Origin of the sequence: Amphibacillus sediminis NBRC 103570, assembly GCF_001552275.1 — a bacterium.
In the GTDB taxonomy this organism is placed as follows: domain Bacteria; phylum Bacillota; class Bacilli; order Bacillales; family Amphibacillaceae; genus Amphibacillus_B; species Amphibacillus_B sediminis.
In genome coordinates this window covers 16323-30313 of sequence record NZ_BCQW01000015.1, presented here as the reverse complement: position 1 = coordinate 30313, position 13991 = coordinate 16323, and the positions used below count along the sequence as shown (strand labels likewise).

12 protein-coding genes are annotated in these 13991 nt (G+C 39.2%); all 12 read left to right on the top strand.

Translation table 11 applies throughout. The features are described 5' to 3' along the window. The first annotated feature begins 327 nt into the window (after nucleotides 1-327). Nucleotides 328-1842, top strand: coding sequence for an ATP-binding cassette domain-containing protein (locus ASE01S_RS10055; RefSeq protein WP_067841686.1), 1515 nt, complete (start codon nucleotides 328-330; stop codon nucleotides 1840-1842). 13 nt (nucleotides 1843-1855) lie between these two features. Continuing rightward, nucleotides 1856-3031 (top strand): sugar ABC transporter permease, encoded by a 1176-nt coding sequence (locus ASE01S_RS10050; protein WP_067841684.1) that lies wholly within the window; start codon nucleotides 1856-1858, stop codon nucleotides 3029-3031. Between the two features lie 149 nt (nucleotides 3032-3180). Beyond that, complete coding sequence (locus tag ASE01S_RS15820) at nucleotides 3181-3408, top strand: hypothetical protein (protein WP_157065192.1); 228 nt, start codon at nucleotides 3181-3183, stop codon at nucleotides 3406-3408. Between the two features lie 42 nt (nucleotides 3409-3450). Further along, entirely contained in the window at nucleotides 3451-4428 is a 978-nt protein-coding gene (locus ASE01S_RS10045) for a sugar ABC transporter substrate-binding protein (protein WP_067841682.1), read from the top strand. Next, on the top strand, nucleotides 4425-5891 hold the full coding sequence (locus ASE01S_RS10040; protein ID WP_067841679.1) for a sensor histidine kinase: 1467 nt from the start codon (nucleotides 4425-4427) through the stop codon (nucleotides 5889-5891). The genes ASE01S_RS10045 and ASE01S_RS10040 overlap by 4 nt, the downstream gene beginning before the upstream one ends. Continuing rightward, the gene (locus ASE01S_RS10035) at nucleotides 5866-7413 is read left to right on the top strand and encodes a response regulator (RefSeq protein ID WP_067841677.1); all 1548 of its coding nucleotides are present in this window, start codon (nucleotides 5866-5868) and stop codon (nucleotides 7411-7413) included. Before ASE01S_RS10040 ends, ASE01S_RS10035 begins: the two co-directional genes overlap by 26 nt. Nucleotides 7414-7435: 22 nt before the next feature. Beyond that, a complete protein-coding gene (locus ASE01S_RS10030; protein WP_067841675.1) occupies nucleotides 7436-8533 on the top strand; it encodes a sugar ABC transporter substrate-binding protein in 1098 nt (365 codons plus the stop codon). Between the two features lie 444 nt (nucleotides 8534-8977). Continuing rightward, on the top strand, nucleotides 8978-9901 hold the full coding sequence (locus ASE01S_RS10025) for an AEC family transporter (RefSeq protein ID WP_067841673.1): 924 nt from the start codon (nucleotides 8978-8980) through the stop codon (nucleotides 9899-9901). Between the two features lie 56 nt (nucleotides 9902-9957). Then, complete coding sequence (locus ASE01S_RS10020; RefSeq protein WP_067841671.1) at nucleotides 9958-11148, top strand: class I SAM-dependent rRNA methyltransferase; 1191 nt, start codon at nucleotides 9958-9960, stop codon at nucleotides 11146-11148. A 426-nt stretch (nucleotides 11149-11574) separates the two neighbouring features. Continuing rightward, on the top strand, nucleotides 11575-12405 hold the full coding sequence (locus ASE01S_RS10015; RefSeq protein ID WP_067841668.1) for a PD-(D/E)XK nuclease family transposase: 831 nt from the start codon (nucleotides 11575-11577) through the stop codon (nucleotides 12403-12405). A gap of 143 nt (nucleotides 12406-12548) precedes the next feature. Beyond that, complete coding sequence (locus tag ASE01S_RS10010; RefSeq protein ID WP_067841666.1) at nucleotides 12549-12803, top strand: transcriptional regulator SplA domain-containing protein; 255 nt, start codon at nucleotides 12549-12551, stop codon at nucleotides 12801-12803. Then, nucleotides 12796-13824 (top strand): spore photoproduct lyase, encoded by a 1029-nt coding sequence (gene splB, locus ASE01S_RS10005; protein WP_067841663.1) that lies wholly within the window; start codon nucleotides 12796-12798, stop codon nucleotides 13822-13824. The genes ASE01S_RS10010 and splB overlap by 8 nt, the downstream gene beginning before the upstream one ends. Nucleotides 13825-13991: the final 167 nt, after the last annotated feature.

Sequence of the window (13991 nt, the reverse complement as noted above, 5' to 3'; positions counted from 1 at the left end):
TTTGAAAATTTCCGAATGGTGTGCGACACATCCCATTGTTGGCTGGGTTGTGCTAATTGCGTAGCTCATACATACGCTCTGTTGCTCAACCCATCGCCGCATTCGATAATTTGAACACAGATTTTAACTTCAATTAGTAGAAGTCTCCCATTTTATAAGTGGTGAGAGAATGCCTATTTGTATACCATTCACTGGGGTACAAACCCCGGTTGAACAAGTTAAAGTCTCCGGCGGATGCCACAGATTTTATCAAGCTTCGCTCGATAAAATCTGGAGGCAAATACGCCAAGGCGCATTTGATTTGTAAGTAGTAAAGGTGGGAGGACAATGGTTGATTATATTCTTGAAATGCACAATATTACCAAAACGTTCCCTGGTGTAAAGGCCTTAAGTCAAGTCAATTTCAAAGTTGAAAGAGGCGAAATTCATTGTTTAATCGGTGAGAATGGAGCCGGTAAATCAACATTGATGAAGGTCTTAAGTGGCGTGTATCGTTATGGTGAATATGAGGGTGATATTGTTTATGACGGTAAAGTACAGCAATTTAATAAAATTAATGATAGTGTTGACGCGGGCATAGCCATTATTTATCAAGAGCTTGCCCTATTTCCTGATTTATCTGTATATGAAAATATCTATATGGGTAATGAGGTGAAGGCGAATGGCGTGATTAATTGGAATAAGACGATTGTTAAAGCAAAGGAAATGCTGGATAAAGTGAACTTAAAGGTAAATCCAGAAACCTTAATTAAGGATTTAGGTGTGGGTAAGCAGCAGCTTGTTGAGATTGCTAAAGCTTTAAGTAAACATGTTAAACTGCTGATTTTAGATGAACCAACAGCAGCCCTTAACGAGGACGATAGTGAGAATTTATTAGAATTAATTAAGCAGCTAAAGCAACAAGGCATAACGTGTATTATGATTTCACATAAGCTTAAAGAGGTGGTAGCCATTGCCGATAAAGCAACAATTCTTCGTGATGGTCAAACCATTTGTACCTTAGAAAAAGACGAAATTGAAGAACGCACAATTATTAAACATATGGTTGGGCGTGAAATAAGTGATATCTATCCAAAGCGACCAGAGAAGAATATCGGCGATAGAGTATTAGAGCTACACAATTGGTCCGCCTATGATCCTCAGCTTGGCCGTGCTGTAGTCAAAAAAGCAGACTTATATGTTAGAAAAGGTGAAATAATCGGTCTTGCTGGACTAATGGGTTCTGGTCGAACAGAGCTGGCCCTTAGTATTTTTGGCAATCCAAAAAACTACAAATTGCAAGGTGATCTAGTGTTAAATGGACAACCGCAGACCTTTAAACATACAAGTGATGCAATTGAAGCTGGGATAGCCTATGTCACAGAGGACCGAAAAGGAAACGGTTTGTTTTTATTACAGGATATTACGCAAAATGTTTCAGCCGCGAAGCTAACTGGCATTTCCAATAAAGGCATTATTAATGACAACGAGGAGATTAAAGTCGCAGAGCATTATAAACAGGCACTCCATATTAAAGCGTCCTCGATAGAACAGTTAGTAGGAAAGCTAAGTGGAGGAAATCAACAGAAGGTATCATTAGGGAAATGGCTTTTTGTTGGGCCGAATATTCTCATTTTAGATGAACCGACACGCGGAATTGATGTGGGCGCCAAATTTGAGATTTATACTGTCATGAATGAGTTAATTGATAAAGGAATGAGTATTATTATGATTTCTTCGGAATTAGGCGAAGTACTCGGTATGAGTGACCGTGTCTATGTTATGGCAGAAGGAGAGATCAAAGGCGAGCTGTCTGCGGAAAGAGCGGATCAGGAAAAAATTATGGAGCTTGCTACGCAATAGGAGGGTGATCGAGATGAAATTTGTTAATGAAGCACGAACGCTAATTAAAGATAATATTCGTGATTATGGGATGTACATTGCCTTATTTATAATCATGCTAACATTTAATTTTTTAACCGATGGGCTATTTATGTCGTCTCGTAATATTAGTAATTTAATTGATTCTGCAGGCTATATTGCTGTGTTGGCGGTCGGGATGACACTGGTCATTGTCATCCGTCATATTGATTTATCTGTTGGTTATGTTGCTGGATTTCTTGGTGCGATCGCTGCCATATTATTAATGCAACATGGTGTACCCGTCTATTTAACGATTCCGATTATTTTGGGAATCGGTATCGTAATCGGTTTATTTAATGGGTTTCTTATTGCACAGATTGGGATCCCAGCTTTCGTTGCCTCACTAGCGGGTATGTTAATTTTTCGAGGTGCGCTCCTTCAAGTAACAGAAGGAACTGGAACGATTATTATACAGAATGCAACTTTTAATGCCCTAGGAAATGGATTTATTCCTTCAATTACTGAAGTGGGTGGACTTCATTTACTTTCATTAATCGTTGGATTACTAGGGATTGGCTTTTATATTTATGGGGAGTTAAAAACAAGACATGACAAGCAGAAATATAACTTTGAAGTGGTTTCATTTGGGATTTTCCTGCTTAAGCTTATCTTTGTCTCTGCAATTATCGGCTACTTGACATGGATATTGGCAGGCTATAACGGTTTTTCTTGGACGATGATGATTGTCTTAGCTGTGGTGGTCATTTATCATTTTATTTCCACTAAAACAGTGTTGGGACGTCAAATTTATGCGGTAGGTAGTAACCCAGAGGCGGCTCACTTAAGTGGGATAAATGTAAAAAAAATCACTTACTTAGTCATGGCGTCAATGTCAATGCTAGCTGCTCTATCTGGAATTCTTTACACAGCACGCCTTCAATCAGCTACAACAACAGCTGGGATGCTGTTTGAATTAGACGCTATTGCAGCTGCGTATGTCGGGGGTGTCTCTTCTGCCGGTGGTGTCGGTAAAGTAACAGGTGCCATTATCGGCGCCATTGTCATGGCTTCATTAACGAGCGGGATGAATTTACTTGGCGTTGGTATTTCTTATCAATATATGATCAGAGGAGCGGTCCTAGCAGGAGCGGTAATTTTTGATGTAATTACGCGTAAAAAAAGTAAATAGTAACGAAGCAGTGGGATCGATTCGGTCCCTGTTTTGCTTTTCTTAATTAGTCAAGGATTTTACCGCAGTGTAACGGGCTGGGGCTGCGATTACTCGCCCCATCGTAGGGCTTTTGTAAGACTCCACTTCAAGAAATAAGGGAGCACGTCATGTCTAAGTGGGAGATCCAACAGCCAGTAACGGCCCGATTGGTTCAACTAACGTTCAGTAAGGGAGAGAGGAAGCTGACTAGTTCACGACGTCGTGTCACAACGTCAGCACGAGCACATCCTATCCGTCAAACCCCCATTGAACGAGGTTCACTTTACCAGCATCTGTCCGACTCTGTATCAACTAACGTTGATATTGCTAATGATCCCACAACAGTGATAAGATAATACCGTAAGTTTGAGTGTGGTTAGAAATTGAGGTGCTCGTCTATGCGCAAAATTGTAACCGTTTTAACAATTGTCATTTTTATCACCTTAGCCTATTTCACATTTAATTCAGCGAGGCGCGTGGTCGGTTTTGAGTGGCAAGAGCCACTACCCATTAGTCAAATTGAGCCACAGCATCGACTAGTTCTTATTACCCAGGAAATAGATACGCCTTTTTGGGATGCTGTAGCTAAAGGTGCACAGGCTCAGGCAGAAAAGGATCAAGCTATTATCGAAGTATTAGGGAATTACGGACATAACGAGGAGGATTTTCTGCGTAATTTAGAGCTCGCGATCTATTCACGAGTGGATGGGATTATTGTGCAGGGTCTTGACACCGAAGCCTTCAAAGAATTAACCAAAATTAAAGCTGCTTTCTATAGTATTCCTATTATTACAATTGCCAATGATGTCCCGATTGAAGAGAGTTTGAGAAGAACCTATGTAGGTTCAGATCAATACCAGGCTGGGCAATTATTGGCGCAGCAACTCATCAATGATATGGGATCTAAAGGTCAAGTAGCTATCCTATATGATCAGCAACAATATTACTTCCAACAGCAACGCGCGTTAGGTATTGAGTCAGTTTTGACCGAATATCCCAATATAGAAGTCATCCTAGCTGATACAATCAATACCCGAGAAGATATTGTATCAACGACACAACAATTATTAAATGAATTTCCTGACATTGATGCAGTCATAGCCATAAATGCAAATATTGTCTCAGGTATGGTTCAAGAGATTAGTAGACGACGACAGATGGAATCCATTTATTTGTATTCTTTTGATGACCATACTGACATAGAAGGGTTATTAGAGCAAGGTAAACTTAATGCTGTTCTAAAACAGGCTCCTGAAGAAATGGGGCGTTGTAGTGTTCAATTAATCATTGAATGGTTAAATGGAGAGACAGTACCGTTGGATTTCGATGGCTATCATACCAAGATTGAAATCGGGAAAGCGAAGGATCAGCTATGAGTACCATTCAAAGAAAAGTTCTACTCCTTACCACCATCGTCGTGTTAATGATGATGATGATTTGGGTGGCATTGACTTATTATAATCGTCAAACTCAAGAACAATACAATACGATTTTGCAACGCTATTTAATTCTGAATCAAGTTAATGTGGCCAGTGCTCAAATGATAACCGATTTAAACAATTATTTGGCACAGCCAATCCCGAATAATTTAGAAAAAATACAAACCGGTCAGTCTGAACTTGAAGGCGTCGAACGAGAATTGCTTTCACTCGGTCACCAAGAGAATGAATTTGAATTACTAAATTATGTTGGACTGATTGATAGCTTAATTGAAACCGTTGATCGTACGATAAGCTTACATCATCATGATGATGAAGAAGCGGCGTTACGTGAATTTAATGATGCCACTCGTATTGCAAATTATATCTCGGATACAACCTTAGACTTGGTTGATCAAGAATTGAAAACCTATGATAGCTTTTATCGTCATATTATTGATCAATCAAAGGAAATAAGTAGACTGGGTATTTGGCTCTTTATTTTATTTACCTACAGTCTAATCGTGATAACCTATGTCTTAGCTAGAAGTATTACCCGTCCAATCTATCAATTAACGGAAGCAGCTAACGCTTTATCTAGAGGAGAGTTCGACTCAGAGGTCGAGGTTGATTCCAATGATGAGATTGCCTTTCTAGCTAAAACATTTAACCGCATGCGTCTTAATATTAATAATTTAATTTCAGAAATACAAATGAAAGCTCAACTAGAAAAGGAGCTCCAACAAAATCAACTTTTATTGCAGGAAAGTCAGCTAAGGAGCTTACAAAGTCAAATTAATCCACATTTTTTATTCAACACATTAAATACCATTTCCAAAAAAGCTTATCTTGAAGGAGCCAATCAAACAAGTGACTTGCTGGTCAATATTGCAGGTCTGCTCCGTTATAATTTAAAGCAATTGGATCGGGCGGTAACATTACAGGATGAAGTGACCGTTTTAAAACAATATATTGATATTCAAAAGGCACGCTTCACAGAGCGCCTGCAATTTGAGGACGAAATAGATGATCACGTCCTCAATATCGCTATTCCGGCTCTTACGCTTCAACCCATTATCGAAAATGCCATTATCCATGCGGTTGAGCCAAGAGAAGAGGGAGGAAGAATCACCTTTCGTATTAAAGAAAAAGATCGTTATGCATTAATTGAAATAGAGGATGATGGTCCAGGAATGTCATCAGAGAAGGTCGAGCATTTATTAGAAGGGCTTATTTTGCCAAAAGAGGGTCATTCAACGGGGATTGGTTTTACCAATGTGGTTAAACGTCTCAAACTTTTTTATAACCAGGATGATTTGGTGAAGATAAATAGTCGACTTGGTGAAGGGACAAAGATAAGTTTAATCATACCCAAACAAAAGGGGGGACCAGTCAATGATACGGTTACTTATCGTAGATGATGAAGATATTGAACGTAACAGTATGGAAATGATTTTAGCACGTGCCATTCCAGATCTAACGATAACCCAAGCTAAAAACGGGAAGAGTGCGATTGAACAGGCAGTCAAACTAAAGCCTGACCTTGTCTTAATGGATATTAAAATGCCTGGAATGAGCGGATTAGAGGCGATCAAGGAAATAAAAGGGCGTGGTATTTCCTGTCAATTTATTTTAGTCACCGCTTACGATACCTTTGATTATGCGAAGCAAGCTATTAGGATGGGGGTAAAGGATTACTTATTAAAGCCTAGTAAGGTTAGTGAGATTGTTGCGACAGTTGAGCAAGTCATCGACCAAATCAAAGTGGACAAAAAGGTTCAAGCCCAGCAAAATAAACAACAGCTGCTGCTTGAAAAATCACGCCGTGTTCTAGAAACCGATATGGTCATCCAGCTTCTGTTTGACCATGTTCATGATGTGAATTTGACGATGCTGCTGGAAATGCTTGAAATCAAAGCACTGGAGCAAATGTTTGTCATGGTCTTTCTTCTACCAGAAGGGTTAGAAAATCAATATCCTGCTTTAGTCGAACGCATTAAACGAATGGCTCCGTCTGCCTGGGTAGGTTCGCTTTATGGACGACAGTTCCCTGTTATTGTATTCCGAAATCGAGAAAAAACCTATCGTGCACAAGCAACGGAGATCGCGCGAAACTGTTTAAAGAGAACAGAAAAAACTTTAGAAAAGGGCTGGTTTATCGGGATTGGACAGGTATATGAGCAACTTGATGATTTGAAGAAATCCTACCATGAAGCTTTAGTAGCGATGATGGATACTAAACGCCCAGTTAAATATCGATTTTATCAAGATGTTGAACCAGGAATCGATCAAACAGATCAGCAACTTGATCATTACCGAGACAAAGCTTTTTTTGACGATATACGCTTAGGTAAATGGGATAATATCTCTCAACAACTTGTCACCTTAATTCAATGTTATCAAAATGAGCAGACCGATTTAGTCAAAGTGCAGCAACGGATATTAGAAATGATTTGGATGATGGCACTTATTCTTGACGAAATGCACATTTCAATTAAACGCGAGACTATTTCTTTGCATAGCCAAACCTATCAGCAGCTAATAGAAGAAGTAAAACGGTATTTTGATCAAATTAAGGAGCGATATCAGACGTATCAGCATGCTTTAGCCGCTGATCGTATTCAGCAAATTAAGCAATACATTATTGAGCATTCACATGAAGATATATCACTTGATCTATTAGCCGAACAAATTGGTTTAAGCCCAATCTATATTAGTAAAATGTTTAAGGAAAAGCTAGGCGTTAACTATATTGAATTTCTAACAGCTTGTCGAATTGATCATGCTAAAAAACTGATGCATAACCAGGCTATGAGTATTAAAGAAATCTGTTATGAAATTGGTTATCATGATCCAAATTATTTTAGTAAGGTTTTTAAACGGCTCACTGGCGTCTCGCCTAAAACCTATCGAGAGAAGCTAATTGCATCTAATCGTTCTTAAGGTAGCCCGGAGGTGTTAGCGAATGGCATTGAAAAAGATCAATCTGTGTACTTTAATTGTTTTGCTGAACGTAGGTATTTTTGGATGTGAGACAAAGCTTGAGGAAGATCCTTCTGAACAAGTTACAGCTGAATTAAATGAAGCTCAAGAGCAGGATACAGAAGCATCTGTTCCTGATCAGAAGCTGAAGATTGCTTTTTCGATGGATACGCTAGTCGAAGAACGCTGGGAGAAGGATCGTGATATGTTTGTAGAAGCGGTGAAAGCGCTAGGTGCTGAAATTGAAGTCAAGGCGGCTAATGGGAATGATGCTCTTCAGATTGCACAAGCTGAGACGTTAATTAGTCAAGATCCTGACTTATTGGTACTTGTCCCGCATAATGCTGAAGTAGCGGCAACGATTGTAGGAAAAGCTAAAATGGCTGAGATACCGGTGATTGCATATGATCGTCTTGTTAAAAATGCTAATGTAGATTTGTACATTTCTTTTGATAGTATGAAGGTAGGAGCTTTGCAGGCTGAAGCCATCACAGAACTTGTACCAAAGGGTAAATATGTATATATAGGTGGGGCTTCAACAGATAATAACGCTCATTTACTTAAAGAAGGGGTGTTTAGTGTCCTCCAGCCCTATATAGAAAAGGGCGATATTACAGTCGTCTATGATCAGTGGAGTGATGCATGGACTCCTGCCAGTGCCAAGCTAAATATGGAGGAGGCTTTAGCGGCTAATGACAATCAGATTGATGCCGTTATTGCTGCTAATGATGCGACCGCTGGAAGTGTGATTGAGGTGTTAGAAGAATATGGCTTGGCAGGTCAAATCCCAGTTGCCGGTCAGGATGCTGAATTAGCCGGCATTCAACGAATTATTGATGGCACTCAAGCGATGACAGTATATAAGCCTATTAAGGAATTATCCAAACAAGCTGCAGAAATTGCTGTACGCATGGCAGGTGGAGAGATGATTGAAACCAACCTCGTTACCAATAACGGTAAGAAAGATATTCCGACGGTTTTTTTAGATCCAATTGCGGTTAATCAAGATAATATATACGAGACCGTTATTGCTGATGGTTTCCATCAACTAGAAGATCTTAAGCTGGATGAAGTGCAGTGACATCATTTGAAAAAATCGTTATACTGGAAATATGATGAAAGGTACTATGCTAATTGAACGGTTGCATAGTACTTTTTTTACGATAAGCAGGTCTAGCAAATTTATCGCAGTGTAACTGGCTGGGGCGTGATTACTCGCCCCATCGAAGGGCTTTTGTAAGACTCCCACTTCAAGAAACAAGGGAACAGGTCATGTCTAATGCGTCGAAACCCCCACTGAACGAAGTTTCACTTTATCGATTATAAGTAAAACTAAGCTTTTCACCAAAAAGCTTGGCGACAGGCCACGTTTTTTACACGTTAAAATTTTAGCAAGGGAGTTATTCGACATCGTAGCCATTTGGACGTACTGAGTATAAGCAAAATATACACAAGCGCAGGCGATTTTTCTAAGCATGCAGCCGGTTTGGATAGTTAATTAAAAAAGAGTTTGGGAGGGAGCGCGTTGTCGGAATTGTGGGTTATTTTCCAGGAAATCATTTTGCCGATCTTTATCATGCTATTACTGGGGTATATCATGCAAATCAAATTTAAGTTGGACTTATCCACGTTAGCTAAAGTCAATATATACTTTTTAGCACCAGGCTTTATTTTTAATGCCTTATATCATGCTAATATATCAGGGGGAATTTTTAGTCAGGTTCTGTTATTTCTTATATTACTTGTGGTTATTCTATACATAATTGCTCGACTAATCAGTGTTGTTTTTAAGATGGATCAGGATACGCGCACGGTATTTACTAATAGTGCTATGTTTTTTAATTCTGGTAATTATGGTGTCCCCGTTAATGATTTGGTTTTCCAAGGTGACCCTTACGCCATGTCAATTCAGGTCGTCACACTAACCTTTCAAAACATGTTTCTCTTTTCATATGGTGTCTTTTCCCTTCGTGCTTCACAAAAGGGAACATTGTCCGCTATTCTTGGCTATCTACGTATGCCTGTTTTGTATGCCTTGTTAGCAGGGATAAGCTTTAACCTATTAGACGTTCGCTTACCTGAGTTTATCCTTACGCCATCACAGTATATAGCAAACGCAATGGTTGGAATTGCTTTGTTTATGCTTGGAGCCCAAGTTGCTATGATTAAGTTTTCGCTAAAAATGGGCTCCGTTTATCTTAGTTTATTGCTTCGGTTAATCGTGGGACCTGCTGTTGCATTAGCTTTAATTTATCTGTTTGGGTTGGAGGGTATGACGGCACAAGCCTTATTGATAGCTTCGTCTATGCCAACATCGGTAAACACAGCTATTATTGCTCAGGAGTATAGTGATTCTCCCGATTATGCCGCTCAGATTGTCTTATTCTCAACATTGCTTAGTGCATTAACCGTTACCTTTGTGATTTATTTAGCACGCTTTTTATTTTAACACTGCTCGGTTCGTGTTAAAGTAGAGAGACGAATTCAAACGTTAGGATGAAGAACATGCAAACCGTAAAAATAAAAAATAAATATGTAAGTAAATATCGAGGTGGCTACCCTCATTTATTTAAAGAAGCGATCATCGATCCAACGGCGCTTGAGCAAGAAGGAACTGTGATTGACCTGATTGAACAAGGTGGCAAGTTTCTAGCCCGTGGTTATTATGGCCGTCAAAATAAGGGTTATGGTTGGGTGTTAACACAGAACAAGTCCGAAACCATTGATCAACTATTTTTTTCTAACAAAATCGCCACAGCCGTTACCAAGCGAGACACCTTCTTCTCAGATGATCAAACGAATGCCTTTCGCTTATTTAACGGGGAAGGAGACGGAATCGGTGGATTGACTATCGATTACTATGCTGGTTTCTTATTAATTACATGGTACAGTCAAGGCATTTACCAATTTAAATCATATGTGTTAGAAGCCTTGGAGCAATCACTTACTTATCAAGGTATTTATCAGAAGAAACGTTTTGATACTGGTGGGAAATATATTGATGATGACGACTTTGTTAAAGGAAAACGTGCAGAATGGCCATTATTGATTAAGGAAAATGGGATTAATTATGCCGTTCATTTGAATGAAGGACCAATGACTGGTATCTTTCTTGATCAGCGTGAGGTTAGAAAAGCGATAAAAGGGCATGTCGCAAAAGACAAAACCGTATTAAATACCTTTTCATATACGGGGGCATTCTCAGTAAGTGCAGCACTTGGAGGTGCGATCAAGACGACGAGCGTCGATCTCGCCAATCGCAGTTTGGCCAAAACAATTGAGCAGTTCACGGTAAACCATTTGGATCACAACAAGCACGAGATTAAGGTCATGGATGTGTTTCGTTACTTTAACTATGCTAAAAAACATCAGTTAAACTTTGACTTAGTTATTCTTGATCCACCTAGCTTTGCTCGTTCAAAGAAACATACCTTTAGTGTGGCGAAGGATTACGTTAAACTATTGGAAGAGGCAATTGCGATTACATCTGATGGTGGGATGATTATAGCGTCGACTAATTATAGTGGGATTCAGCTAAAGAAATTTAAACAATTTATTGAACAAGCCTTTACCAATTTGAACGAAAAATATCAAATTAAAGAAACGTTCCGATTACCATTCGACTTTCAAACAGATAAGCAGTTCCCTGAGGGCAATTACCTCAAAGTTATCTTCATTGAAAAAGTAAGAGGCTAACCTCTATATCTTTGTTACATGTAAATAAAGTGAAACTCGTTCAGTGGGGGGCGACGCATAGGATGTGCTCGTGCAGACGTTGCGACATGACGTCGCAAACTTAGCCAGCTTCCTCTCTCCCCGACTGAACGTTAGGAGAACCGATCGGGCCATTACTGGCTGTTGCATCTCCCACTTAGCTATGACATGTTCCCTTATTTCTTGAAGTGAGAGCCTTACAAAAGCCCTTCGATGGGGCGAGTAATCGCAGCCCCAGCCAGTTACACTGCGATAAAATTAGTAAATATCAAAATAGAATTGACTTGTTTATTCTTAGTGAACAAGTAATTCTATTTTTTTATGTCGAAATGCTTATAAATTTGCCAAAATGCGCCTTTTACAAGGCGGTAGTGCTATGTTAATTTAGCTGAAAAGGAGGTGAGCAAATTGGTTAAAGAAGACATCCCCATTGTCAAGGTATTTGAACAATTATTCTGCTTAGGATTAACTGAAAATCGATTGATGTTGCTTTCTTTTTTAAATGCCGTCTTCGAAAATAGTCTAACGGACCCCATTTATACTGTTGCGTGTGATTCCCCTTATCAACGTGATCGGCATTTACATAGTGTAACAGGCATTAACCTAAGAGCAAGAACATTCCTTCACCAAGATCTTCTGATTAGACTTCAATTTAGAGAGGAAAGCTATTATCGATCTCCATGTTATTATAGAGATCAGTTCGTTGCAGAACATACCAATCAGCTAGACCCGCAGATCCTTATTATCTTAGTCAATTTTAACTTACTGCAAGAAACCTCAGATTATCACACCTATTATCCGATGCGACCAGCGCAATGGTTTGAACCACATCCACCGACCCATACACATTACTTAGAGCTGCCAAAGCTTAATATTTTAAAGCCAGAACGTCCCTTAGAGCAATGGCTTTATTTTATTCGCTATATTGGCCGGAACAAGAGGACGGAAGGTTTAGCTCATTTGATAACGAAAGATAACGTTTTTAAAATAGCGAGTAGTCTTATTTTGGACAAGTATAGTCAGTCGGTTGAATCAGATTGGCCCGATTATATTAGAGATGCCAAACCACCTCATCAATGGGATGGATGGATTGGCTCACTTGAACGAGAGTGCATGGCTTTAAGAATGATTAAACGCAGATACCCCTATAATCAAATTGTTGATTTAACGGGTTTATCCGAACAACAGTTAGATAGGTTGGCTTTGGACCATTACTATTCAAATGGGAAAAATAATTAAACATGATGTTTTTTTGAACGGGAATCCCTTCTAACGGTTGGAAGTGGAATGATTTAGCATAGGTATGAACTTAGTAGGCTGGGACAAAATTTTTTTATAAACTGACGTTTAATAGCCAAACTAAGTTAAAAGGAGGATGAGCTATGCTAAATCAACAATATAAGATAGGTGATAAAGTCTTTGTTATGTTACGAAATCCTCATGTCCAAGGTGTCGTAAACATTCAAGAGGCAACTGTAGTAGAGCGTCCAGATTATCCAGGGGAGATGGCTATTTTTTTAAACGAGGAATATTTCCCTCTAGTTGATGATCTTGCCATATATACGGATTACTTTGAAGCGAAATATGATTATCAAGCCGCATTTGATGATGGAGAAACAGAGGGTTATTATGGTTAAGCCCTTCATGCCTCAGCTCGTCTATTTTGAGCCCAAAGCGCTGGAATATCCGTTAGGTAAGACCTTGTATGACAAATTTTCTGAAATGGATTTAGAAATAAGGGAAACCACGTCACATAATCAGATTCGTAATTTGCCAGGGGATAACGACTTTCAAAAATATCGAAATGCTAAGTCAACGCTAGTCGTTGGCGTACGACGAACATTAAAATTTGATACGTCTAAACCATCAGCTGAATACGCTATTCCTTTTGCAACTGGCTGCATGGGGCATTGTCATTATTGTTATCTCCAGACAACAATGGGAAGTAAACCTTATATTCGAACCTATGTTAACACAGATGAAATTTTTGAATCAGCTGAGCAATACATGCAGGAAAGAATGCCTGAAATAACACGCTTTGAGGCTTCTTGTACCTCTGATATCGTAGGAATCGACCATCTAACACATACCTTAAAACGTGCGATTGAATATTTCGGCCAAACAAACTATGGACTTTTACGCTTTGTAACCAAGTTTGCGCATGTCGATCATTTGCTTGATGCTAATCACCAAGGTCGAACACGTTTTCGCTTTAGTATTAATGCGGAGTATGTCATCAAATATTTCGAGCCTGGGACCTCAAGACTGGTTGATCGAATCGAGGCGGCCAAAAAGGTTGCAGCAGCAGACTATCCCCTAGGTTTTATAATTGCGCCTATTTATTTGCATGAAGGGTGGAAAGAAGGCTATTTAAGTATGCTCGAACAATTAGCTGAACATTTGCCCAAAAAGGCTAAAAATGATTTAACCTTTGAATTAATCCAACATCGGTTTACCGCCCCAGCAAAGCGTGTCATTCAAAAGAATTATCCGATGACAAAATTAGAGCTCGATGAATCAAAGCGTAAAACCAAATGGGGACGTTATGGTATCTTTAAGTATGTTTATACCGATCAAGAGCAGGAGGAGATGAAGCAACTGTTCTTAACACATATCCCAAAACTATTCCCCAAGGCAACTGTTGAATACTTTACCTAAAGCTACTGACTATATAACCGAAGATACCCGAAGACAAACGTGAGCAAAATCAGTTTGTCTTCAACTATTTAGTCAGTGATTAGGTTAAAAAGATCATCTAAGACTCAGGTCTTAGCTAACCTTATGTCTCAGGATGGTTGTCTTGAATGAAAAATCAGGTTAAGCTT

Coding starts and splice junctions, on each gene's coding strand:
- ASE01S_RS10050 (WP_067841684.1), top strand. CDS start 1,856: ATGAAATTTGTTAATGAAGCACGAACGCTAATTAAAGATAATATTCGT.
- ASE01S_RS10045 (WP_067841682.1), top strand. CDS start 3,451: ATGCGCAAAATTGTAACCGTTTTAACAATTGTCATTTTTATCACCTTA.
- splB (WP_067841663.1), top strand. CDS start 12,796: ATGGTTAAGCCCTTCATGCCTCAGCTCGTCTATTTTGAGCCCAAAGCG.
- ASE01S_RS10055 (WP_067841686.1), top strand. CDS start 328: ATGGTTGATTATATTCTTGAAATGCACAATATTACCAAAACGTTCCCT.
- ASE01S_RS15820 (WP_157065192.1), top strand. CDS start 3,181: ATGTCTAAGTGGGAGATCCAACAGCCAGTAACGGCCCGATTGGTTCAA.
- ASE01S_RS10035 (WP_067841677.1), top strand. CDS start 5,866: ATGATACGGTTACTTATCGTAGATGATGAAGATATTGAACGTAACAGT.
- ASE01S_RS10020 (WP_067841671.1), top strand. CDS start 9,958: ATGCAAACCGTAAAAATAAAAAATAAATATGTAAGTAAATATCGAGGT.
- ASE01S_RS10010 (WP_067841666.1), top strand. CDS start 12,549: ATGCTAAATCAACAATATAAGATAGGTGATAAAGTCTTTGTTATGTTA.
- ASE01S_RS10040 (WP_067841679.1), top strand. CDS start 4,425: ATGAGTACCATTCAAAGAAAAGTTCTACTCCTTACCACCATCGTCGTG.
- ASE01S_RS10030 (WP_067841675.1), top strand. CDS start 7,436: ATGGCATTGAAAAAGATCAATCTGTGTACTTTAATTGTTTTGCTGAAC.